Origin of the sequence: Stenotrophomonas sp. RS-48, from assembly GCF_030053245.1 — a bacterium.
Taxonomy (GTDB): Bacteria; Pseudomonadota; Gammaproteobacteria; order Xanthomonadales; family Xanthomonadaceae; genus Stenotrophomonas; species Stenotrophomonas maltophilia_P.
Map to the genome: position 1 here is coordinate 36,606 of NZ_JASGBV010000029.1, position 22,112 is coordinate 58,717.

At 66.6% G+C, this 22,112-nt stretch carries 17 protein-coding genes; 8 read left to right on the forward strand and 9 right to left on the reverse strand.

Features of this window, described 5'->3' with window-relative positions:
* Window positions 1-19: 19 nt before the first annotated feature.
* From xylB to QMZ25_RS06600, 5 genes are all read right to left on the reverse strand, one after another.
* Window positions 20-1,513, reverse strand: coding sequence for a xylulokinase (gene xylB / locus QMZ25_RS06580; RefSeq protein WP_283219301.1), 1,494 nt, complete (start codon window positions 1,511-1,513; stop codon window positions 20-22).
* Between the two features lie 197 nt (window positions 1,514-1,710).
* A complete protein-coding gene (locus tag QMZ25_RS06585) occupies window positions 1,711-3,243 on the reverse strand; it encodes a tryptophan halogenase family protein (RefSeq protein ID WP_283219302.1) in 1,533 nt (510 codons plus the stop codon).
* Window positions 3,244-3,251: 8 nt separating this feature from the next.
* Window positions 3,252-4,268, reverse strand: a complete 1,017-nt coding sequence (locus tag QMZ25_RS06590; RefSeq protein ID WP_283219303.1) for a cupin-like domain-containing protein — start codon at window positions 4,266-4,268, stop codon at window positions 3,252-3,254.
* A 9-nt stretch (window positions 4,269-4,277) separates the two neighbouring features.
* A complete protein-coding gene (locus tag QMZ25_RS06595; protein WP_283219304.1) occupies window positions 4,278-5,036 on the reverse strand; it encodes a SapC family protein in 759 nt (252 codons plus the stop codon).
* A 137-nt stretch (window positions 5,037-5,173) separates the two neighbouring features.
* Window positions 5,174-8,311 carry a TonB-dependent receptor gene (locus QMZ25_RS06600; RefSeq protein WP_053518517.1) on the reverse strand — a complete coding sequence of 1,046 codons (3,138 nt, stop codon included), beginning with the start codon at window positions 8,309-8,311 and terminating at the stop codon, window positions 5,174-5,176.
* 401 nt (window positions 8,312-8,712) lie between these two features.
* Between QMZ25_RS06600 and QMZ25_RS06605 the strand changes: the two genes are divergently transcribed.
* The 3 genes from QMZ25_RS06605 (at window position 8,713) to QMZ25_RS06615 (ending at window position 12,881) form a co-directional block, all read left to right on the forward strand.
* Entirely contained in the window at window positions 8,713-9,960 is a 1,248-nt protein-coding gene (locus QMZ25_RS06605; RefSeq protein ID WP_111186975.1) for an arsenic transporter, read from the forward strand.
* Window positions 9,961-10,133: 173 nt separating this feature from the next.
* On the forward strand, window positions 10,134-12,329 hold the full coding sequence (locus tag QMZ25_RS06610) for a hypothetical protein (protein ID WP_283219305.1): 2,196 nt from the start codon (window positions 10,134-10,136) through the stop codon (window positions 12,327-12,329).
* Between the two features lie 66 nt (window positions 12,330-12,395).
* A complete protein-coding gene (locus QMZ25_RS06615) occupies window positions 12,396-12,881 on the forward strand; it encodes a TspO/MBR family protein (RefSeq protein WP_111186977.1) in 486 nt (161 codons plus the stop codon).
* 13 nt (window positions 12,882-12,894) lie between these two features.
* Here the strand turns inward: QMZ25_RS06615 and QMZ25_RS06620 are convergent, their stop codons facing one another.
* On the reverse strand, window positions 12,895-13,149 hold the full coding sequence (locus tag QMZ25_RS06620) for a hypothetical protein (protein WP_181452142.1): 255 nt from the start codon (window positions 13,147-13,149) through the stop codon (window positions 12,895-12,897).
* Between the two features lie 171 nt (window positions 13,150-13,320).
* Here QMZ25_RS06620 and QMZ25_RS06625 point away from each other — a divergent pair, with 171 nt between their 5' ends.
* From QMZ25_RS06625 to QMZ25_RS06640, 4 genes are all read left to right on the forward strand, one after another.
* The gene (locus tag QMZ25_RS06625) at window positions 13,321-13,932 is read left to right on the forward strand and encodes a biliverdin-producing heme oxygenase (RefSeq protein WP_155761037.1); all 612 of its coding nucleotides are present in this window, start codon (window positions 13,321-13,323) and stop codon (window positions 13,930-13,932) included.
* Between the two features lie 97 nt (window positions 13,933-14,029).
* Entirely contained in the window at window positions 14,030-16,267 is a 2,238-nt protein-coding gene (locus tag QMZ25_RS06630) for an ATP-binding protein (protein ID WP_283219306.1), read from the forward strand.
* A complete protein-coding gene (locus tag QMZ25_RS06635) occupies window positions 16,264-16,731 on the forward strand; it encodes a response regulator (protein WP_053518529.1) in 468 nt (155 codons plus the stop codon). Before QMZ25_RS06630 ends, QMZ25_RS06635 begins: the two co-directional genes overlap by 4 nt.
* The gene (locus QMZ25_RS06640; protein WP_283219307.1) at window positions 16,724-19,120 is read left to right on the forward strand and encodes a hybrid sensor histidine kinase/response regulator; all 2,397 of its coding nucleotides are present in this window, start codon (window positions 16,724-16,726) and stop codon (window positions 19,118-19,120) included. Before QMZ25_RS06635 ends, QMZ25_RS06640 begins: the two co-directional genes overlap by 8 nt.
* A 21-nt stretch (window positions 19,121-19,141) precedes the next feature.
* Here the strand turns inward: QMZ25_RS06640 and QMZ25_RS06645 are convergent, their stop codons facing one another.
* The 3 genes from QMZ25_RS06645 to QMZ25_RS06655 are packed head-to-tail and all read right to left on the reverse strand — an operon-like array spanning window position 19,142 to window position 21,143.
* The gene (locus QMZ25_RS06645) at window positions 19,142-19,810 is read right to left on the reverse strand and encodes an NAD(P)H-binding protein (protein ID WP_283219308.1); all 669 of its coding nucleotides are present in this window, start codon (window positions 19,808-19,810) and stop codon (window positions 19,142-19,144) included.
* A 32-nt stretch (window positions 19,811-19,842) separates the two neighbouring features.
* A complete protein-coding gene (locus tag QMZ25_RS06650) occupies window positions 19,843-20,523 on the reverse strand; it encodes a ChrR family anti-sigma-E factor (RefSeq protein ID WP_277381768.1) in 681 nt (226 codons plus the stop codon).
* Window positions 20,520-21,143 carry a sigma-70 family RNA polymerase sigma factor gene (locus tag QMZ25_RS06655; protein WP_283219309.1) on the reverse strand — a complete coding sequence of 208 codons (624 nt, stop codon included), beginning with the start codon at window positions 21,141-21,143 and terminating at the stop codon, window positions 20,520-20,522. Before QMZ25_RS06655 ends, QMZ25_RS06650 begins: the two co-directional genes overlap by 4 nt.
* A gap of 131 nt (window positions 21,144-21,274) precedes the next feature.
* On the opposite strand from QMZ25_RS06655, the gene QMZ25_RS06660 reads away from it, so the two are divergent.
* Window positions 21,275-22,042, forward strand: a complete 768-nt coding sequence (locus QMZ25_RS06660; RefSeq protein ID WP_283219310.1) for a hypothetical protein — start codon at window positions 21,275-21,277, stop codon at window positions 22,040-22,042.
* Window positions 22,043-22,112: the final 70 nt, after the last annotated feature.

Sequence of the window (22,112 nt, forward strand, 5' to 3'; positions counted from 1 at the left end):
TGTTGGAGGGAGGCGGACCTCAGCCGCGCTGCAGCGGCGTGACGGCCTCGAGATGGCGGAGAAAACGCGAATAGGCGGAGGCATAGGCCGCACTGCGGCCGGAATCCGGACGCGCGGACAGTGCTGGGTCCACGCGGACATGCTGCGCGGTGACCTCGCTGATCGGCGCGGCATCACCCTGCGACCGCCCGATGGCCCACAGGGCCTGCAGCGCCGCACCGAATGCCGCGCCTTCGGCCTGCACCGGCACGTCGACCGGCAGTCCGAACACATCGGCCACCAGCTGCCGCCACGCGGCACTGTTGCTGCCACCCCCGGTAAGCACGATGCGGTCGAACTGCATGCCGGCGCGTCTGAACGCGTCGTAGCCGAACTTCAGGCTGTAGGTCGCCCCTTCCATGGCAGCGCGGTAGATGTGCGCCGGCGTGAAGTTGTGGGTGTCCAGGCCGGCCAGCACGCCCTTGCCCAGCGGCAGGTCGGGGGTGCGCTCGCCATTGAGGAACGGCAGCATGACCAATCCGCCAGCGCCGGGCGACGTCGCGTTGAGGTGGGCATCGCCGTCACGCGTACTGAAACCGAAGGTACTCGCTACCTGCTCGGTCACGACGGTGCAGTTCATCGTGCAGATCAGCGGCAGCCAGCCGCCGGTGGAAGAGCAGAAGGCGGCCCAGGCCCCGTCCGGATCGATCACCGGTGAATCGGAGTAGGCAAACAACGTGCCCGACGTTCCCAGGCTCATCGCCAGGCGGCCTTCCGTGACGCAGCCGGTGCCGATGGCCGCCATCATGTTGTCGCCACCGCCGACCGCCACCTTCACCGTCACCGGCAGTCCGAGCATGCTGGCCGCCGCAGGGTCGATATCGAACAGCGCGTCGGGTGGGGCGATGGGCGGAAGGCAGGCAGCAAGATCGCGGTCCGGATCCGTGGCGCGCAGCAGCGCCTGCGACCACGTGCGCGTGCGCACATCGAGCCAGCCCGTGCCGGAGGCATCTCCGTGCTCGCAGAACCGCTGCCCGGTCAACACGAAATTGAGATAGTCGTGCGGCAGCAGGATGGTCGCCAGCCGCGCATAGGCTGCCGGGCGATGCGCTTTCGTCCACGGCAGCTTGGAGGCCGTATAGCCGGCAAGGATCGGATTGCCGGCCAGCGCGATGGTCCGGTCAATTCCGCCGGCGGCGTCCATGATGCGGGTGCATTCGGCCGACGTGCTGGTATCGCACCAGAGCTTGGCCGGCGCCAGCACGTCGCCCGCCGCATCCAGCGGCACGAAGCCGTGCTGCTGGCCCGATACGGCCAGACCTGCAATGCGTGACCGGAGCGATGGATCAATCCCGTCGAAGCAGGTGCGCAGCGCTGCCACCCAGTCGGCCGGCACTTGTTCCCGGCTGCCATCGGCGGCGCTGCTCATCTCCAGCGCCGCGCTGGTGCGGGCGACAACGGCACGCGCCTCCGGGTCGTAGACCAGCACCTTCAAACTCTGCGTTCCTGCGTCGACACCGGCAACCAGACCCATCGAAACCGCCTCCGAACTCCGAAAAGTTAGCGCTACCATTTCTGACATTCAAAAAAGGAGGCCTTGTTGCACTGCCTCCTCGTTTGCACGGCGTGCGTGCCGCCCGCCGTGATTCCGCACTGTAACCAGCCGCGGCGGAAAAAGCGTGCTGCAATGCAAAACCCTGCTCGCCGTCGCGGCATCTGCAGGCAGACCTGTTACGACGCCGCCCTGTTCGCGTGCCATACCTCGGGGCCCGACCGGCAATAGCGGTCGATGAATTCCGCCTGCGATGGCATCTGCGTGGCCGCCTGCCGCACCGGCTGCTGGATGCGCTTCAGCAGCGTGCGCAGGTCGGCGTCACTCAGTGCCCGCGCAAGCGGGTGCGGGCGGCCCGGTTGGATGCCCTGGCCAAGCAGCACACTGGTCCACGACTCGACCCGGAACAGCTCGCCGGGGTCCTGCCACGCGTGCGCGCGCTCACGCCACGCGCGCAGCCGCTGCTGCAACGACTCGGGCACCGCCATCTCGCGGCACGCCTTCCACAACGGCTCTTCGCGCTGGGTGGCGTGGTAATGAAGGATGATGAAATCGCGCACGTGTTCCATCTCCTGGCAACTGACCTCGTTGTATAGCTGCACCAGTGAGGCCGCGATCCCATCGAACGGAAACAACTGGATCAGCCGCACCACGGCGCTGATCGTCAGATGGATGCTGGTGGATTCCAACGGTTCGATGAAGCCACTGGCCAGCCCCAGCGCAACCACGTTCCTGTTCCAGGCCTGCAGACGGCGTCCACTGCGGAAGGGCACCTGCCAGGGTTCGCGCAGCGGCGGTGCGCCCACGTCGCGCAGCAGCTTCGCCCTCGCCTCATCATCGGACATGTGCCGGCTGGAGTAGACCAGCCCGCATCCGACGCGGTGCTGCAGCGCGATATGCCAACGCCATCCGGCTTCATGGGCGATGGCCCGGGTGTACGGCACCGGCGGCGCGATTGATTCGGTCTGTACCGCGACGGCACGATCGCACGGCAGCCATTCGTGCCAGTCCTCATAGCCGGTCTTCAATGTCTGCTCGATCAGAAGGCCACGGAAGCCGGTGCAGTCGATGAACAGATCGCCCTCGATGACCTGCCCGTCGTCCAGCACCAGCGACTGCACCGAACCATCATGCGCATGCTGTCTGACCTCGGCGATCCTGCCCTCCACCCGTCGCAGGCCGTGCGCCTCGGCTCTGCGGCGCAGGAACCGGGCGTAGAGACCGGCGTCGAAGTGATAGGCGTAGCTGGGCTGCGGCTGGGTCTGCAGCGAGAAGCGGTCGTCGCGCGAGGCGACGCTCTCCAGGCAGAAATCGCCCAGGTCCGATGGCATCCCGCGGCGGAGGCTGTCCAGCCAGAAATGGTGGAACGGCGTGGCCCAGGTGCCATGTCCGATGGTGCCGAACGGATGGAAGAAGCGCTCGCCCGGCAGGCGCCAGTTCTCGAACGAGATCGACAGCTTGAACGTGCCGGCCACCGCGCGCAGGAACTCCTGCTCGTCGATCTGCAGAAAGTGATGGAAAGTGCGGATGGGCGGTACGGTGGACTCGCCGACACCGACCGTACCGATCTGCTCGGACTCGACCAGGGTGATGTCCAGCTGGTCGCGGAATTGATGGGACAGCGCACATCCGGCCAGCCAACCGGCGGTGCCACCGCCGGCAATGACCACCTTGCGGATGCGCCCTTCTGCTGTGCTCGCGGTATCGATCACGGTGCCCCTCAGCGGTTGAGTCTGCCCAGCAGCATCGCGCGCATGCGGCGCGCGCGCTGCTCGTCGAACGGTGCAAGATCCCCCCGCGCATCGTCGGGCAGGTGCTGCCCCGCGCGCGCGCCGGGGCCGAATACGTAGTACTGGAAGAGCGCTTCCCACGCCTTCTTTTCACGCGCGGGCAGATCGCGCAGGGCCCACATCGCATGGTGCAGCGCCGGCAGGGGCGAGCCGAGGAAGGCCGGCGAGCTACGCCACCAGTAGTTCACCAGCACATTGAACGGCGCCAGGCTGCGCACATGGTGCCACCACATGCTGGGAATGAAGATGGCATCCCCTGGCTCCAGCACTGCGCTGCGCGCATTCGCCAGGGCCTCCCTGAAGCGGGGATACCGGTCGAAGTCGGGACGTTCGAAGTCCACCACGCTCACCACCTGGCCGCCTGGCGTGGGATCCAGCGGGCCTGGGTAGAGATTGTCGATCTGTTCGGGCGGGAACAGCGTGAACTCGCGCCGGCCCACCGCGCAGCACGCAAGGTTGTCGGGGGTATCGAAATGGCACGATGCGGTGACGCGGTTGCCGATCCAGATGCTGGCCAACGCGTCGATGCCCTGCCCTGCCAACCCTGCCTGGTTGGCCTGTGCGAATGCCGGCAGCAATGCCCGCTCCACCGGCAGCGACGCCACGTAGTAGGTGGGCGGCCTCGGCTCATGCAGTGTCGAGGCGATGCCTTCCAGCACCTCGCTGAGCGATGCCCGACGGACCTCGAAGTTCAGACGGCTGAAGTCGGCGGTGTAGAACGGGCGCCCGTCGATGTCTGGCCCGCCGAACGAGTACTGGATGGGCACGCCCGCGTCGACGCTGCCCAGGTAGGCCAGCGCGTCCAGCGTGGAGCGCTGTCCAGCCTCGACCAACGCCCAGTGTGACGCAATGCCTCGCAGCACCACCGGCTCTCCGGCCTCGACCAGCGAGGCCAGGGGCAGCGCAGCAGGATCGATGCCCTCCAGTATCCGCATCGCCGCCCCCATCGCCCGCCCTCAGTTCCTGGCCGTGGACGCTGCTGCATCCTGCGCGCGCAGGCGCCGCTGCTTCTCGGCGATCAGGCGGCGCATGTTGTGCAGCGACGCCAGCATCAGGTAGGCGCCCTCAAGGCAGCCAGCGCGATTCAGCGCGGCCAGCGTCGAGTCGTCCAGCAGCGCCAGGCGCTCACGGTCGATGCCGTGCAATCCGTTCACGCTCACCCGGTGATGCTGCGTGATCTGCACGTCGAGCGTGATCGGCTGGATCAGTCCGCTTTCCTCGAGCATTGCAAACATCGCGGCGCCGAACGCGCTGCCATCATGGATGCCACGCAGCACGCCGGCGATGTGGTCCAGGTAGGGGGTGTTGCCACCCTGCGGCAGGAACAACGGCTCGCCGGCCTCGGTGCTGACCCGGGGATGGTCCAGATCGACATGCATCACCGCCTCACGGGTGAGCACACCGTCGACGTAATGCTCCTGGAATCCGATCAGGAACGGCCCCTTCGCTGCGGCTCCAGGAAGATAGGAGGCGTTCCAGCGGCCGTCCTGCAGGAAGAGGTTCTCGTGCTGTTCAAACCCGAGCAGGGCGACGGCCTGCCATTCGCCCGATCCGGCCTGTTTGCGCAGGAAGATGGGATATTCCCGCTGCAGTTCGGCGAACTCGCTGGGATAGGCCGGCACCATGCCCACGGCGTCGCCGAACTCGGGGCCGAAGCCGGTGGCGACCCTCAGGTCCCGATGGGCGATGTTGTTGAGCATTTCATAGCGGGCCATCAGGGTGTCCAGTCCGGTGCGGGGCCAGTGGCCGGCAGGGTACCGCCGGCACGTGCGACAGGTGCTGCGTCAGGACAGGCCCGTGCGGTACCGTTGCCGGGACAACGGTACCGCGCCGGACGGGTCCGTCGCCAGACTCAGAACTTGTAACGGACACCCAGCATGTAGCGTGGGCTCTGGTCAGCCAGCTTCACGATCATCTGCGACGTGCGCGAGCGCCAGCGTACGTCCTCGCCGGTCAGGTTGATCGCTTCCAGTCCGAACGACCAGTGGTCGTCCAGCGTGTAGTTCACGCTCAGATCCCACTGCTCGTAAGCCTCCACATAGTAGGGATTGCGGCTGGCGCCCTGGTTGGCCAGGATCAGGTACTGGTCGCGCCAGTTCCACGCCAGGCGGACCGACCAGCCGTACTTCTCGTACATGAGCATGGCGTTGGCGGTATCACTCAGACCGGTGAGCGAGAACTGGTCGATGCCCGGATCGCCGCCATTGTTGTAGCCGACGTCGCCGCTGACGATCGTGTAGTTGGCCAGCACGCCGAAACCGGTGTCGCCGAAGAAGTACTGCCCGCCGAGCTCCCAGCCGTGCAGCTTGGACTTGTTCTGGTTGATCGGGCGGTTGACATTGAACTGGTAAAGCGGATCGTCCGCCTGGCCATACAGATCGTAGGCCGCTTCGGTGGCCAGCACCTGCGCGTCGGTTCCGTTGTAGGCCGCCAGCCCGGCGGGGTTGTTGCGCAGCAACGCCAGCGCGGTGAACAGCGAGGTGTCGTTGGCCGAGCAGGCGGCCGCATTGGCGGCACCGACCTGGGAGACGCAGGCTGCACTGGTGAGGAAGTCCAGCGCCGCACGCGCATCCGGGCCGGACGTGGGATCGGTCAGCCCGTACAGGCTTTCCTGGACAACGGTATTGCCGATGAAGTTGTCGACCGACTTGTTCCAGTAGGTCAACGACACATAGCTGGCGTCGGCGAAATACCACTCCAGCCCCAGGTCGAGGTTGTCCGATTCCAGCGGCTTCAGGCTGGGATTCTGCGCATTGCCGCTGGCGCGCGACGACGGATCGATCAGCACCGACCCGAACGGTTGCTGTGCACCCGGGCCCGCATACAGATTGCCGTAGGGCGCGCGGGCGATGCTCTTGCCGAACGAGGCACGGCCCTTCAGCTCATCGGTGAAATCAATGCTGAAATCGAGATTGGGCAGGATGTAGCTGTACCTTGCCTTCTCGGTGAAGGGCTGCTGCTCATCGGACAGCACGATGCGGAAATCGTTGTTGGCCTGCCACTCGATGGACTCGGGAACGGCGATGACCGAGGTCGAGACCACGTCGGTGGTTTCGTAGCGCACGCCCAGCCGGGTATTGGTGCGCATGCTGCCCAGCTGACCATCCAGTTCCACCTGGAAGTAGGCCGCCTTGGTCTTCTCTTCCACGAAGTTGTCGGCCGCGCGTTGCGGGCTGACTCCCAGCCCCACGCCATATTCGTCCGCCGCCCACTGCGCGAGCTGGCCGGCGTTGCCGCGCCATGCGGGCCAGCTGCTGGCGCTGTAGTCATCGAACAGGCCGACGATGTTGACCGGACGCAGCAGATCCATGAGCCCGGCATCGGTATCCCGGTTCACGTTGGCCACGCCCCAGTCACCCAGGGTCGAGTAGGCCTCGGCTGCCTGGATGCGGTGCGTGGTCGACTTGTTGGTATCCACGCCGAACTGGAACCGCCCCTGGTCGAAATTCCATTCGCCGTCCACGCGGGCCTGCTTGATCTCGCTCACCTGCGACTGTGCGTTGACACGCAGCACCTGGGTGCCGATCTCGCCCTCCTGGAAGCCCGGGTTGACCACGCCGTTGGTGCCGGCGATCGCATCTGCCGTGCTGGGATACCAGGTCTGGGTGCCGACCGGCAGACCATTGTTGAACTCCAGTTCCTGCACCCAGGAGCCACCGCAATGGGGGCCACGGGTACAGTTGTTGGTGCCGGCAATGCTCATGAAGATCGAGCCGCCGCCGGTGAGCGGATCATTCGGACGACTCTCGTTCTTCGAATTGTGTGCGTCGAAGCTCAGCTTGAAGCGGTCGGTGACATTCCACACGGCATTGAAGCCAAGCGATCCCAGCTTGTACTCCTGCATGCTGCGCTGCTGTTCCAACCCGAAATCCTTGGTGCCGGCGATTTCGCGGATGTAGACCGGGGTGGCCACTGCACCACTGGTATCGAACTGGACGTTGGTGTAGTTGCTGTTCTGCAGCCACATGCCCTGCTCGCCACGGTTCTCGGTGATCTCGTTGGTCGAGTAGGTGTAGTCCACGGTCAGGGTCAGGCTGTCCGTGGGCGCGAACTGCAGAACGGCCTGGCCGTTCACGCGTTCCCGCTCGAACTCCGAAAATGCATAGCGCAGGTCGTTCGGGCGTGCATAGAGCTGGCCGATCTCCGGCGCGTTGACCACCGTCGGGTTGCCGGGCATCGAGCCCGTCCACGGCTGCACGTTCCAGTAGTTCTCCGTGGCCTGCACCGAGCCGCCCTTGCGCTTCTGCTGGCTCGCGCTCAGGCTCACACCGAAGGTCTTTTCCGGGTTGCTGTAACTGAAGATGCCCGACAGCTCCGGCGTCAGATCATTGTCGAACGGCTGGCTGCGGTCGGAGACGAGCTTCGCGCCGGCATTGGCGATGATCCCTTCGTGATCCAGCGGCCGCGCGGTCAGGATGTTGATCGTCGCGCCGATGCCGCCGCTGGGTACCTGCGCCTGGCTGGTCTTGTAGACCTCGATGCCGTTGATGGCCTCGGCGGCCAGCTGCGCGAAGTTGAAGGCGCGGGTGCCACCGTCGACGCCACCGATGGCGACCTGCCCGGACGCACCGAATGCATCGGCACCGGGCATCTGGCGTCCGTTGAGGGTCACCATGTTGAACTGCGGACCGAAGCCACGTGCAGTGACCTGTGCACCTTCGCCGTCACGACGCTCGATGGAGATGCCGGTGATGCGCTGCAGCGACTCCGCCAGGTTGGTATCGGGGAACTTGCCGATATCCTCGGCACTGATCGCGTCCACCACGCCAGCCGAATCACGCTTGATGTCCATGGCCTGGCTGAGGCTGTTGCGGATACCGGTCACCTGCACCGCGTCCAGCTGAGTAGGCTGCGTGGGCTGCGTCTGCGCCGTAGGCGGTTGTGCGGTGGTCGTGGAGGCCTCCTGTGCGAAGGCGGGATTGATCACCAGGACGCCGCCGACGAACGTGAACATGGCCCTGGAGCGGAACTTCGCCAAGGTCCGGCTCATGGACGGTTCCTCGGGTCTGGAGTAGCACGGAAACTGCGAGCGCTCATGAAAGTCCCCTATGACATACGATCGAATGGATGTACCGCCCCCTCCCAGGGGCACGCACGGGCGAGGCCCGTATTCCAAACCGAACATCGCGGGCGCCGGACGCGCCGCGACTCAAACTCGCTTTCAAGCCTGCCAGGACGAACACGCGGTAAAGAAGGCAGCCCCTGGACCCAAACCCCGAATCTATTGGTAGCGCTACCATCGCGTTGAGGCGCAGACTAATCACCCTGGTTCCCGCTTGTCACCGTGCAGCGCAGCAAATCATTCCCGCGGCAGTCCCCTTGTGCGCATCGCACACGCGGCCGCGGCGCGACCCACACGGTATGATGCCGCGTTTCCTGCTCCCCCTCCCCATGCTCGCTTCCTACTCCTCCGCCATCATCTGGTCGGCGGTGGCGCTCGCCACCGTGGGTCTGCTGTTCCGTCCTTTCCGCCTGCCCGAGTATGTCTGGGCCGTCGTGGCGGCGGCGCTGCTGCCGCTGACCGGTGTGATGCAGGTCGGCACGGTCCTCGGCGCGGTCGCCGAAGGCGGTGATGTCTATCTGTTCCTGGTTGGGATGATGGTTCTGGCAGAGCTCGCGCGGCGGGAAGGCCTGTTCGACTGGCTGGCGCTGTACGCGGTGCGGCACGCGGGGGGCTCCGGGCGGCGGCTGTTCGACCTGGTGTTCCTGGTGGGCACGCTGGTGACGGTATTCCTCTCCAACGACGCGACCGCGGTCGTGCTGACCCCTGCGGTCTATGCCGCGTGCAGGGCGGCCCGCGCCAATCCTCTGCCCTACCTGTTCGTCTGTGCGTTCATCGCCAATGCGGCAAGCTTCGTGCTGCCCATCTCCAATCCGGCCAATCTGGTGGTGTATGGCAGGCACATGCCACCGCTGCAGCAGTGGCTGGCGCAGTTCGCGTTGCCGTCGCTGGCGGCGATCGGTGCGACCTACCTGGTCCTGCGCTGGGTGCACCGCCGCGAGATCGCGCAGCCACTGGCCCCGGCGCCGGAACATCGCCCCCTGTCTGCTGGCGGTCGCCTGAGTGCTTACGGCGTGCTGTTCACCGGCTCAGCGCTGCTGGTGACGTCGGCGTTGAACGGCCCGCTGGGTCTGGTGACCTTCTGCGCAGGCAGCGCGAGCGTCGTCGCCGTCGCCCTTCGCCAGCGCCAGAGTCCGCTGCCGCTGCTGCGCAACGTGTCCTGGGGCGTGCTGCCGCTGGTGGCAGGTCTGTTCGTTCTGGTCGAAGGCGTGGCACAGACCGGCGTGATACAGATGGCGGCCAGTGCGCTGGAGTCCCTTGCCCGCACCTCACCCCACCAGGCCGGGTGGCTGGCCGGCTCGGCCGCAGCCCTGCTCAGCAATCTCGCCAACAATCTGCCGGTGGGCCTGGCCGCAGGCTCACTGGGGCAGATGGCCGACCTGCCAGCGCAGACGCGCGCGGCACTGCTGATTGGTGTGGACCTCGGCCCGAATCTGTCGGTGGCCGGTTCGCTGGCGACCCTGCTGTGGTTGGTGGCCCTGCGTCGCGAAGGCGAACATGTCAGCGGGCTCGACTTCCTGCGCATCGGCGTACTGGTGATGCCGCCCGCGCTGCTTGGGGCATTGCTGCTGCTCTGAGCCATCGCTGGCCCGGCACAGGGTTCAGTGCGGCTGCCTGCGCGAGCGGAACGCCGCCACCTTCATGCGGTTTCCGCACTGGGCCATGCTGCACCAGCGCCGCCAGTCACTTCACATGGTGAACCACGGTACTCGGCCATAGTGGCCGTAGTTCGTCATCATGTTGAGCGTTCATGGCAGCAGTCCGCGCGCACCTCAAGCATTTGCCTCGCCGGTGGCGCACAGCGCTCTACATCCTGCTCGGCCTCTACGCAGCCTATCTGTTGGCGGGCAACGTCTTCCTCAACACGCCGCTGTTCGACAACGTCACCAACCGCAAGCCGCAGAAGTTCGTGATGACCACGGGCCCGGCGATCACACTGGTGCCGGGCCACGTGATCGCCTGGAACGTGCACATGCGCGGCCACGTCAACCACACGGTCTATGTGCTGCATGCGGAACGTGCCAGTGCGCGCCTTGCCCTCCTCCCCCTGTTCCGGCGCGAAGTCCGGGTGCCGCGGCTGCAGGCGACCGGTGTTTCGGCCGACGTCAGTCGCGTCGATCAGGTCGTCCCCTCGCCCCCCCGCGGCACCCGCGGGTGGACGCTGCGCTTCAACGCCATCCATAGCGACAGCATCCGCAGTGCCCGGCTGGGCAAGCTGCTGATCATCGGCAAGGGAGCCGGAACGGTCGGTTTCCTCAAGCAACTGCGCGGCGGTCCGTCGGAACTGTTCGATTCCCAGGTCCGCTTCGATGCCGCCGACGTCAGCTATGACGGCGTCCAGCTGCTGGGGGACACAGAACTCACGTCCCGCTTCAGCTATCCCCGCCATTTCCGCGACCAGGCGCCCGGCCTGGCCAAACTGGGCCTGTTGCGGGCTGCGCTCAAGGTCAACGCACGAAGCCAGGGGCTGCGCCTGGATACCGGCCTGGCGCAGCCGCGGATCGCCAGTGCCCCGGTGCCGGGGCGACTGCAGATGGACATCCGCATGGACCATGGACGCCTGCAGCCCGGCAGCCACGCGCTGTGGCACGTGCCCCTGCTGCTCGGTGACGGCGCTCCCGGCCGTGGCGTTCTGGCCCTGCAGCTCAACACCGCCGACGACATTGGGCTGCAGGCCCGGCTGCCTCCCAAGGAAGGAACGGGCGCAGCGCTGGACGCCGATCTGCGGATTGCTGGCCGTGAGATTCCTTTCCGCCAGATCGACCAGTTGATCGAACGGACCTCGGGAACGGTGCGCGGCGAGTGGACCTTCACCTCACTCAACTGGATCCCCGCGCTGTTCGTTCGCAAACCCTGGCTGCAGCTCGATGGCGGCGGCGTCCTGCAGGCGGATCTGAAGCTCCGCAACGGTGAACTGGTGGCGGGCAGCACGGTCGACATTCCCTCCGCCAAAGCGGTTGCCGGTATTGCCGGCGTGACGATGGCGGGCACGGCCAGCGCGCATGGTGAGCTCAAGGACGGATCGCCCACCCGCGCCGAGCTGTCGGTACGCCTGCCCCGCTTCACTGCCAACCCGACGGACGCGCCGCGCACACGGCTGTTCGATGGCCGCGATCTGCAGGTGACGCTGAGCGGTGACGGCCGTATCCGCGAGCTGCGCAACGGTGTGCGCGCGCACCTGCGTTTCAGTGACGCCACCATTCCGGACCTGGCGGCCTACAACCGCTATCTGGGCACGGACCAGGTACGGCTGCTCGGCGGCACCGGCCAGGTGAGCGGCGAGATGCGGCTGGACACCAATGGTCGCATCGGCCAGGGCAGCGCCCGCCTGCTGGGCCGGCAGGCACGTGCGCAGGTCGCCGGGCTGTCACTGGCCGGCGACGTGCAGCTGGATGCAGCCCTGCGCCGCGGCAACTTCACTGACCGCCATTTCGACGTCTCCGGCAGCACCGTCGAGCTGCGCAACATCCAGATCGCCGGTGTCGCACGCAAGACGCCGTGGCGCGGACGTATCGACATCCAGTCCGGGCGCATCGATGCACAGTCGCCGTTCCAGGTGGACGCACGTGGCGCCGTGGCAATGAGCGATGCCTCGCCCCTGCTGGCGGTGTTTGCCGAGCGCGGCGACTATCCGCGCTGGGTGCTGTCGCTGCTCGACGCTGGCCAGGTCGATGCGCAGACCGCACTGCGCTGGCGGCCGGGGCATCTCACCCTGGACGAGCTGACTGCGGAGAATGACCGGTGGTCCGTCCGCGCCCGCCTCGATCTTCCCGGTCAGCACAAGCGCGGCGATCTCTATCTGCGCTGGGGCGTGCTCGGGGCCGGCCTCGAGCTCGACGGCGAGCAGCGCCGCTGGCACCTGGCAAAGGCCCGCGAGTGGTTTGATGAGCGCCCCTCCCTGCTGCCCGCCTCGGCGGCACCTGCGCAACAAGCGCCTGGGGACTGACGGCCGGCGCTGCATCCAAACGTGCCACTCGTTCGTATTGGTTCGAGACCCACGCGAGGATGCCCGATGAAACGAACAACGCAGGCCCTTGGACTGGCCGGCTGGCTTACGCTGACCTTCGTGGCAGCGGCGCTTGGCGCACGGGCCTCGATCTCGGCATCGGACTTCTACTCCACCCTGTCGCTGCCCGCGTGGGCGCCTCCCGCCGGGCTGTTCGGACCGGTCTGGACGGTGTTGTACGCGCTGATGGCAGTGGCCGCGTGGCTGGTCTGGCGCGAGAAGGAACGGCGCCCCAACACGGTGGCATTGGCGCTCTACGTCGTGCAGCTGGCAGCCAACACCGCATGGAGCTGGCTGTTCTTTGGATGGAAACAGGGTGCGCTCGCCTTCGTGGATATCCTGGCCCTGCTGGCGCTCATCATCGCCACCGTGATTGCCTTCGCGCGCGTCCGGACGCTGGCGGCGATCCTGCTACTGCCCTATCTGCTGTGGGTAGGGTTCGCCGCCGTACTCAACTACGCGGTGTGGCAGGCCAACCCCGGGGCCCTGTAAGGCGGTGCGCGCTTCAGGCGGTTGCTTCAGGCGCAGGCTGCCAGCTGCGCAGGGTCGCGCCCTTCAGCGACTGCTGCCCGCAGCCGGTCGGGCAGCGCAGCACGCGGATGGCCGACATACTGACCAGGCCCTGCCCCTCCACCGCCTTGAACACCGTCTCGCAGCGCAGGCAGCGTGCCACCATGGAATACAGGTGAACGATGCGGCGGGTGCCGGGGTCCTGCAGAAGATCCACATCCAGCAGCTGGAACTGGCAGCTGTCCGGCATCGCGCGCATGGAGTGGGACGTGTTCGGGGGTGTGTGCAGGTTCACGACGGAGCGCCAGTGGAAGTGTCCTGCGTACGTTATGGAAACCGGCGTGCAGCGGGTGTGCAGTGCACATGCAGTGACCGCGAAATCTTGTGCGGGCCGCGGACCGATTCTGCTAGGGTGCCGCAGATGCACAGTCCATTGCCGTCCTCCGATCCACCCGCCCGCTGCCAGCAGTCTGCCGGTAGTCCGTTGAGCGTGTACCTGAGGGACGCCACGCGGTCGGTGCACGGCAGCCTCGATGCGTTCCTGATCGGGCAGCGCCTGTTCGAATCCACATTGCGCTACGGGCGCTTTCTCCAGGTCCAATGGCATTTCCACCACGCCGCCGCGCCGCTGTACATGGACGGGCTGATGCTTCCGGCAACGGCACGACTGCAGCTGGTTGAACAGGATCTGCTGGATATGGGCGCCCCGCTGCCACGCGCGCATGCCTGGCGTCCCAGGCTGCAGCACGCATCCCGTGCGTCGGCATTGGGTTGGCTGTATACCGTCGAGGGTTCTGCCCTGGGTTCGGCCGTCCTGCTCAAGTACGCCGCCGCGCTGGGGCTGGGTGCCGGCCATGGCGCCCGTCACCTTGCACCTTCGCCTGCAGGCGTGGCCGAGCAATGGCGGATCACCCGCGCGCATCTGGATGCGGAACCCCTCACGCAGCAGCAACGCCAGCAGGCCTGCAGCGCGGCTCAACAGGCGTTTGCATTCGTGCGGCGTTGCGCAGCTGAAGTGTTCAGCAATGCGTGAACAGGCATTCACATCGTCCGGACGGTATGCGGCAGCAGCATTTTCCGTCACCATTCCAGTCCGCCCGGCCCGTCACGAATCATGAGTACCGCCCTTGATGCCTTCCGCTGATCGCACCTGGAACGATGCACTGTCGGACTGTGCGCGGGAACCCATCCACACACCGGGCGCCATCCAGCCCTACGGCGTGCTGCTGGTGCTGGATCCGCTGACGCTGCTGGTGCGGGAATGTGCCGTTAGCCAGCCCATCGCGCTGCGCCAGTACGGTGATCCGTTGATGCAGCATGTCGAGAACGCACTGGGCGGTGTGATCGGCCCCTTCGTACATCGCCTGCGGCACATCGCACCCGGCGGCACGCTGCACCTGGGCGCGGTCCACCTGGATGGGCTGGGGCGCCACCAGTTGCTCGCGCATCGTTCAGATGACGATCTTCTGATCGAACTGGAAGCCCCCGTTGCCGGTCAACCCGCCTCGCTGGAGGAGCTGTACCCCGCGATCCGCGAACTGATGCTCGCCATCGAGGGGGCCGCGACGGTCGAGGATCTCTGCCAGCTGGCGGCTGCGCACATACGCAGGATCGCCGGATTCGACCGTACGCTCGTCTACCAGTTCGACGCCGGCTGGAATGGAACCGTCGTGGCCGAAGATGGCAACGGCATCCTGCCTTCGTATCTTGATCTGCGCTTCCCGGAATCGGATATTCCGGCGCAGGCGCGCGCCCTGTATCTGCATAACCGGGTGCGGCTGATCGCCGATTGCGATTACACGCCCGTGCCCCTGGTGCGGGCCGGGCATCATCGCCAGGCCCCGCCCACCGACCTGAGCCTTTCCACGCTCCGCAGCGTCTCGCCGGTGCACCTGCAGTACATGCGCAACATGGGCACGGCGGCATCGATGTCGGTCTCGCTGATCCACGAGGGACAGCTGTGGGGGCTGGTGTCGTGCCACAGCGCACAGCCGCGCCGGCTGCCCTATCACGTGCGCACGGCCTGCGAGTTCATGGGGCAGATCCTGTCGCTGCAGATCGCACTGAAGCAGCGCGCACGCGCCGTGGAGGAACGGGTCGGGCGCCGGTCCTTGCTGGTCAAGCTGCTGGGCCGCATGGCCGGCGACGAGGACTTCATGGCCGCGCTCCGCCGCGACCCCGACAGCCTGCTTTCACTGACCGGCGCGCAGGGCGCGGCCATCGTGCACAGGAACGACTGCGTGCGCCTGGGCCAATGCCCCGGGAATCCGGAGGTACTTGCGCTGGCACAGTGGCTCGCGACCGCGCACGTGGGCGAGGAAATGTACGTCACCGATCATCTGACCGCGGCCTGGCCGCCTGCGGAGCAGTTCAGCGATGTTGCCAGCGGCGTGATCGCCGTATCCATCTCCCAGCTGCATGACAGCTACCTGATGTGGTTCCGCCCAGAGGTGGTACGCACGGTCAGATGGGGTGGCGATCCACGCAAGAGCGCAGGCGGCAGCGACGCCCTGTCGCCACGGCATTCATTCGAGGCATGGAAAGAGACCGTGCAGCAGCGCAGCCTGCCGTGGAACGAGGCCGACTGCGATGCGGCGCTCGAGATGCGCAACGCCATCGTCGACATCGTGCTGCGCAAGGCGGAAGAGATGGCCGAACTGAACGAGCAGCTGATGCGCAGCAACAAGGAGCTGGAAGCGTTCTCGTATTCCATCAGCCATGATCTGCGCGCCCCGTTCCGGCATATCGTGGGCTATTCCGAACTGCTGGGCAGCTCGGCAGCCGAGCGCTTGAACGAGACCGAGCGGCGTTTCCTCGACACCATCGTCGATTCGGCCAAATCGGCCGGCACGCTGGTGGATGATCTTCTGAGCTTCTCCCAGATGGGCCGCTCGACGCTGGGTCGCGCACGCATCGACATGGCAGCCATGGTGGAGGATGTGCGGAAGATGCTGGAGTTCGAATACCACGGACGGGACGTCCACTGGCAGATCGGGGACCTGCCCCCGGTTGAGGCCGACCCCACCATGATGCGCCTGGTCTGGCAGAACCTGCTGTCCAATGCAGTGAAGTTCACCCGCGAGCGCACGCACGCGGTGATCGCAGTGGCGCACGAGCGCTCGGAAAGCGAGGATGTCTTCACTGTGCGCGACAACGGCTGCGGCTTCGACATGCGCTATGTGGACAAGCTGTTCGGCGTGTTCCAGCGGCTGCACCATGTCGAGGAATTCGAAGGTACCGGCATCGGCCTGGCCAACGTGCGCCGCATCATCGGCCGCCATGGCGGCCGCACCTGGGCCGAGGGCGAGCCGGGCAAAGGCGCCACCCTCCATTTCACCCTGCCCCTGCATTCTGGAGATGTTCAATGAGGGACCTGCGGCCGATCCTGCTTGTCGAGGACAGCCCCAAGGATGCTGAGTTGACCCTGGCCGCGCTGTCGCGTTGCCAGCTGCTCAATGATGTCATCCATGTGCGTGACGGCGCCGAGGCGCTGGACTATCTGCGATGCGAGGGCGCCTTTTCCGGTGCCCGCCATGGCGGCCCCGTGGTCGTGCTGCTCGATCTCAAGCTGCCGAAGGTCAATGGACTGGAGGTGCTCGAGCAGGTTCGTGGCGATCCCGTTCTCAGCAGCACCCCGATCGTGATGCTGACCTCGTCGCGGGAGGAGCAGGATCTGATCCGCAGCTATGAACTAGGGGTCAACGCGTTCGTGGTCAAGCCCGTGGATTTCAAGGAATTCTTCGACGCGATCCAGGGTCTTGGCATGTTCTGGGGAATCACCAATCAACCACCGCCGCATCGCCCGAACGGCTCGGGACACCACCATGGGTGATATCACCGACCGCGGCGAGCGCCTGCGCATCCTCATGCTGGAGGACAGCGCACTCGATGCGGAGCTGATCTCCGCCCAGCTGCTGCGGGCCGGCCTGGATTTCGAGGCGGAGCGCGTATGGACGCGTCGGGGTTTCCTCGATGCCATCGACAGCGGCACGCATGACGTCATCCTCGCCGATCATGTATTGCCCGGCTTCGATGGCGATGCGGCCCTGGCCCTGGCGCGCGAACGCGCCCCCCATACGCCGTTCATTTTTGTTTCCGGCACGCTTACCGAAGAACTGGCGGTGCAGGCCCTGACCCGTGGCGCGCGCGACTACGTGGTGAAGCAGCGGCTGCAACGACTTCCGGACGCGATAAGGCGTGCACGGCAGGAGGCGCACGAGCGTGGCAAGCTGGCCCAGGCCCAGGCGGCGCTGAATGACAGCCAGGCGCAGTTGCAGCAGATCACCGACGTGGTTCCGGCGCTGATCGCGCAGTTCGATCACGAACACCGCTTCCGCTTCGCCAACCGTGCGTTTCTCGACTGGCACGGGGTAAGCCTGGCCGAACTGCAGGGACGGACTGCGCGCGAGATCAGTGGGATTTCAGCCTTCGAGGAGGCGCTGCCCAGCCTGCAGCAGGTCCTCCAGGGAGAGCGCGCCAACTTCCAGACACGTCTTGCCCATCGCAGCGGTGAGACGCGCTTCGTACAGATGGACTGCGTACCGGAGCGCGCAGCCGATGGCCGCGTGGTCGGCTACATCTGCGTGGGCAGCGACGTTTCCCAGCTCAAGCGCGCCGAACTGGCCCTGCGCGAGGACAACCAGTCGCTGGAGCGGCAGGTTCAGGCGCGCACCGCCGAGCTCCGGGCCAGCAAGCGACGTCTGCAGTCCATCTTCGAGTCCAGCTTCCAGCATCAGGTGCTGCTTGACCTGTCCGGGCGTGTCGTCGACGCCAACGTCGCCTCGCTGGCCGCGGTGCTGGCCGAGAAGGCGCAGGTTGTGGATACCCCCTACTGGCAGACGCCCTGGTTCACCACCACGCCCGGAATGAGCGAGGTGATCGACAAGGCGGTTGCCGATGCCGTAAGTGGGCGCAGCTCCCTGCACTCGCTCGAACTGGAGCTGCCCACCGGCCGGCGAAGTTTCGACGTTTCTTTCCGTCCGTTGCAGGACGGCGCCGGCGAGGTCACCGCGGTGGTGTCCGAAGCCGTGGAGACCACCGCACGACTACAGGCAGAGCATGCACTCCGGCAGGCGCAGAAGATCGAGGCCGTCGGGCAGCTGACCGGCGGCATCGCCCATGACTTCAACAACATCCTGACGGTCATCTCCGGCAACGTCGAGCACGCGATGCTGTTGAGCGGCCATCCTGGAGCGTCGGCCGAGGCGACCACACGCGCACTGGACAACGCCCTGAAGGGCGTCTCGCGCGCGGCAAGCCTGACCCAGCGGCTGCTGGCCTTCGCGCGCCGCCAGCCCCTGCGCAGCCAGGCCGTCAATCTCAACGACTGCATGCTCGGAATGCAGGACATGCTGCAGCGGGCGCTGGGCGAGCTGGTGCGACTGGAGATCAGCACGGCTGCCGGCATCTGGTGCGTGGAACTGGACGTCGCGCAGCTGGAGGCATCCGTGCTCAACCTCGCGGTGAATGCACGCGATGCGATGCCCAGCGGCGGCCGGCTGAAGGTCGAGATCGACAACAGCCATCTCGACGGCGACTACGCCGCCCTGTTCCCCGATGCGGCTCCGGGCGAGTACGTGATGCTGCGTGTCCGCGACAACGGCCACGGCATGCCGGCCGATACGCTGGCGCGGGTGTTCGAGCCGTTCTTCACCACGAAACAGGTGGGGCGTGGCACGGGCCTGGGGCTCTCCATGGTGCATGGTTTCGTCAAGCAGTCCGGCGGCCACGTCCTGATCGACTCCGTGGAGGGCGGAGGAACCAGCATCACCATGATGTTCCCGCGCTCGCCGCTGCCACTGCCCCGTGAATCCCCCGCGCCAGCAGCGGGACTGGCCGGCTATGAACAGCGCGGCGAGACCATCCTGGTCGCTGAAGACAATGACGATGTCCGCGCGTACACCGTTGACGCCCTGCGCCAGCTGGGTTACCGCGTGCTGGAGGCACATGACGGGCCGTCCGCGCTGCGCCTGCTGGAACGCCCGGACGCGCGCATCGATCTGCTGTTCTCCGATATCGTGATGCCCGGCATGTCCGGCTGGGAACTGGGTCGCGAAGTCCGGGAGCGCTGGCCTGAGGTGGCGATTCTGTTCACATCCGGCTATCCGCGCGATCATGACGCCCCGGGGGGCGCGGGCCGCTCTGCGGCGCTGCTGAGCAAGCCATTCACGCGCGCCGATCTGGCCGAATCGATCCGCGGCGTGCTGGCGTCCTCCAGCTGACGGACCGGGGCGCGCGCCGGCTCAGGGGCCTTGTCTGGTTCCGAGCCGGTTGATCTGCGCGCACTCAACGACGCCCGGCGGCTGTGGCATGTCGGCCAATGCAACCATCGCCCGCCCCAGGGCCAGATTGCTGGTCGCGATGGAAGGGGCCATGCGTGCAATCAGCCCCAGCACCGGGGCGCCGACACCATAGAGTGGCCTCATCCATGAATGCGCCGTGCCCGTACCTGCAACAGGCTGGACACCGCCTGGCCGCAGCATCACCGTACGGATAGGCAAGCGGGCCAGTGCCTGTTCGGTCTGCCCCTTCACCCGCAATGGCATGATGCGGCTCTGCGGATCGGCATGCGCCCCGGACACGTACAGGAAGCGCCCCTGCGAACATGCCTGGGCGAACGCCGAAGCCACGGCAAGCGTGGCATCGAAGGTCACCGCGCGGTACTCGGCTTCGCGGGTTCCCACCGGCGGCGCTCCGGCGCAGTAAAGGCAGGCGTCGAATCCCGAAAACAGGTCAACACTGCCGGCGGCCTGCCGGAAATCGGCGAGCAGCAGTTCGGCGACCTGCTGCCCCGGCCGGCTGCCCGGCCTGCGGACCAGTGCCGTGACACGCTGCACCCGGGGCGATTCCAGGCAGGCCAGGACAACGCCCTGCCCCACCAGCCCCGTTGCGCCGGCAACAAGCAGCTTCATGCGGCCAGGGGCGGCGTGGCTGTCCATAAGGCTCAGAGTTTCACGAAACGCTGGATGCGCCGCGCCAGCCAACCACTGAACACCAGCGGGGCATCCAGCGCGGATACACAGATGCATGGCACGCCCGGCGCCGTCACCGGCTGGTGCTCAACGTCCTCGTCAAGATCCGCGACATCGCCAGGCGCGAACAGGCCCAACGCATCGTTGTAGGAACCGCGCAGGATCTGCGTCAGTTCGCTCTGTCCGTGGCTGTGCATCGGCAGGCACTTTCCGGGGGCGATCTTCAGCATGATCAACGATGGCATCTGTTCGGCCCGGATGCAGTGCACGCCAGGCGCGATCCAGCGCCAACGCAGCGCTGCCAGTGACCTGCCGAAATACGGGTGCAGCGATGCCGGCAGGTAGTCCGGATCAGCCTCCGGCCGTTCATGCGGCACCTCCCGTGGCGATGATGGCTCGGCCGCTGCTGAGACCGCCTGCGAGGACAGATGGGCCAGCATGGCCTCGCGCAGGGCGTCCCGGCGGTCTTCGGCAAGCGCAGGCTGGGTGTGTTCCAGCAGCGCCGAACCGATCGCCTCAGCCTCCCGCAGGCGCTGCCGGCACACCGGGCAGCGCTCCAGATGCGTGCCGGCGACGATACTCAGTGGCACCGGCAGTGCGCCGGCCGCATAACTCATCAACGTCGATTCGTGCAGATGGTGGTGCGGGCTCATTGCGCACCTCCGATCCGCGACTGCAGGCGCAGGAATGCGCGGCGGAGATGCGACTTCACGGTCCCCAGCGGCATGCCCAGAATGGAGGCGATCTCACCGTGGCTCTTGGCCTCGAAGTACGACATCCGGACCATGCGCGCCTGCACGGCCGGCAGTTCGTTGATGCGCTGGCGCAGCCGTGCATGGTCGGCAAACTGCTCGGCGCTGCTGCGCTCGACCAGGTCCGCGGCAGCGGACTCTTCGACGGCCGCCTGGACCTGCATCCAGCTGCGCTCGCGCCGGACCCGGTCGATATGCAGGTTGCGGGCGATCCGGTAGAGCCATGTACTCAGTGCCGCCTGCGCCGGATCGTAGTCTCCAGCGCGCAGCCACACCTTCAACAGGCATTCCTGCGCAAGCTCTTCAGCCACGGCATCCGGCACGCCGAGTCCGCGCAGATAGACGCACAACCTGGGCATGAAGTGGTCATAGATGCGCATGAAGCAGTCGCGGTCGCGCAACCGCGCCACCGCGTCCATGTCACCGGTCCAGTTCAGTGCGTCAGTGCTGGGCTGCTGGGAACTGGACACGAGGCGGGCGGTGTCGAAGGGAACGGGAGGGCTGGCGGCGTCAGGGTACATCTGCGGTCGCGGCGGGCTGGTGAAGGTCTGTCCTGAGTACGGGCCACGGGCCCGTTTGGATGCAGCACCGACCTGCATCCAGCAACGGCCCTGCCGCGTATGCCAGAACACATCCCGCCGGAGCGCCTTCGATGCGCCTCACCTTCCTGCTGCTGTGCCTGCCCTGCCCCGCCCTCGCGGCCACCCTGCTGCACAACGAGGGCATCGCCACCTTGCCGGATGGCCGGGTGGCCTACCGCGAGATGCATTGGCAGCGGGGCGCCACGGAAGGCGCCGAGCGCTGGGTCCAGTACCTGTGCCCGGACGGCCAGCCCTTTGCAAGAAAACACATGGCGGCCACGGATCGACCGCTGGCGCGCGGCTACCGGCTGCTCGACCAGCGCTCCGGTCAGCAGGCTGACGTGGAGATGTCCAGCGATACAGTCCGCATCTCGTGGAAGGAGAGTGCCTCGTCCACATCGCGGCAGGCACGCCTGCCAGCGCCTGCCGGTGCAGTCGTCGATGCCGGCTTCGATGCGGCCGTGCGCCAGCACTGGACACCGCTGCTGCAGGGAGCCGAGGTGACCCTGCCCTTTCTCGTCCCCGGGCGCCAGCGCTTCTATCCGGTCAAGGTCAGCTGGCGTGGTGCGAACCGCTGGCGCGGGCTGGCTGCACAGTCATTCGAAGTCCAGCTGGACACCTGGTATGGCGGCGTGGCCCCACGCCTGTCACTGGTCTACGCCGAGGCCGATCGTCGCCTGCTGGAGTTCCGCGGCACCAGCAACCTGCGCGATGCACGTGGCACTTACCCCGCCGTGTTGGTGCGCTTCGACAGCCCGCCTGCGCCCCAGCCGGACAGCCAGTGGCAGCAGGCGTGGGCGCGGCCTCTGGTCGCCGGGTGCGCCGTTACGGCGAAGTGAAGACAAACAGGAAGACGAAGAATCTGCGACGAGGCGCATCCATTTCCCGCCCTGCTGCGTAGAGAAACAC

What these genes read in the sequence shown, in the direction of transcription:
- QMZ25_RS06645 (WP_283219308.1), bottom strand. Translation starts at nt 19,810, where the DNA reads ATGAAGCTGCTTGTTGCCGGCGCAACGGGGCTGGTGGGGCAGGGCGTT.
- QMZ25_RS06620 (WP_181452142.1), bottom strand. Translation starts at nt 13,149, where the DNA reads ATGCCGGACAGCTGCCAGTTCCAGCTGCTGGATGTGGATCTTCTGCAG.
- QMZ25_RS06600 (WP_053518517.1), bottom strand. Translation starts at nt 8,311, where the DNA reads ATGAGCCGGACCTTGGCGAAGTTCCGCTCCAGGGCCATGTTCACGTTC.
- QMZ25_RS06590 (WP_283219303.1), bottom strand. Translation starts at nt 4,268, where the DNA reads ATGGGGGCGGCGATGCGGATACTGGAGGGCATCGATCCTGCTGCGCTG.
- QMZ25_RS06650 (WP_277381768.1), bottom strand. Translation starts at nt 20,523, where the DNA reads ATGAGCCCGCACCACCATCTGCACGAATCGACGTTGATGAGTTATGCG.
- QMZ25_RS06605 (WP_111186975.1), top strand. Translation starts at nt 8,713, where the DNA reads ATGCTCGCTTCCTACTCCTCCGCCATCATCTGGTCGGCGGTGGCGCTC.
- QMZ25_RS06635 (WP_053518529.1), top strand. Translation starts at nt 16,264, where the DNA reads ATGAGGGACCTGCGGCCGATCCTGCTTGTCGAGGACAGCCCCAAGGAT.
- QMZ25_RS06655 (WP_283219309.1), bottom strand. Translation starts at nt 21,143, where the DNA reads ATGTACCCTGACGCCGCCAGCCCTCCCGTTCCCTTCGACACCGCCCGC.
- QMZ25_RS06615 (WP_111186977.1), top strand. Translation starts at nt 12,396, where the DNA reads ATGAAACGAACAACGCAGGCCCTTGGACTGGCCGGCTGGCTTACGCTG.
- QMZ25_RS06595 (WP_283219304.1), bottom strand. Translation starts at nt 5,036, where the DNA reads ATGGCCCGCTATGAAATGCTCAACAACATCGCCCATCGGGACCTGAGG.
- xylB (WP_283219301.1), bottom strand. Translation starts at nt 1,513, where the DNA reads ATGGGTCTGGTTGCCGGTGTCGACGCAGGAACGCAGAGTTTGAAGGTG.
- QMZ25_RS06640 (WP_283219307.1), top strand. Translation starts at nt 16,724, where the DNA reads ATGGGTGATATCACCGACCGCGGCGAGCGCCTGCGCATCCTCATGCTG.
- QMZ25_RS06625 (WP_155761037.1), top strand. Translation starts at nt 13,321, where the DNA reads ATGCACAGTCCATTGCCGTCCTCCGATCCACCCGCCCGCTGCCAGCAG.
- QMZ25_RS06610 (WP_283219305.1), top strand. Translation starts at nt 10,134, where the DNA reads ATGGCAGCAGTCCGCGCGCACCTCAAGCATTTGCCTCGCCGGTGGCGC.
- QMZ25_RS06630 (WP_283219306.1), top strand. Translation starts at nt 14,030, where the DNA reads ATGCCTTCCGCTGATCGCACCTGGAACGATGCACTGTCGGACTGTGCG.
- QMZ25_RS06660 (WP_283219310.1), top strand. Translation starts at nt 21,275, where the DNA reads ATGCGCCTCACCTTCCTGCTGCTGTGCCTGCCCTGCCCCGCCCTCGCG.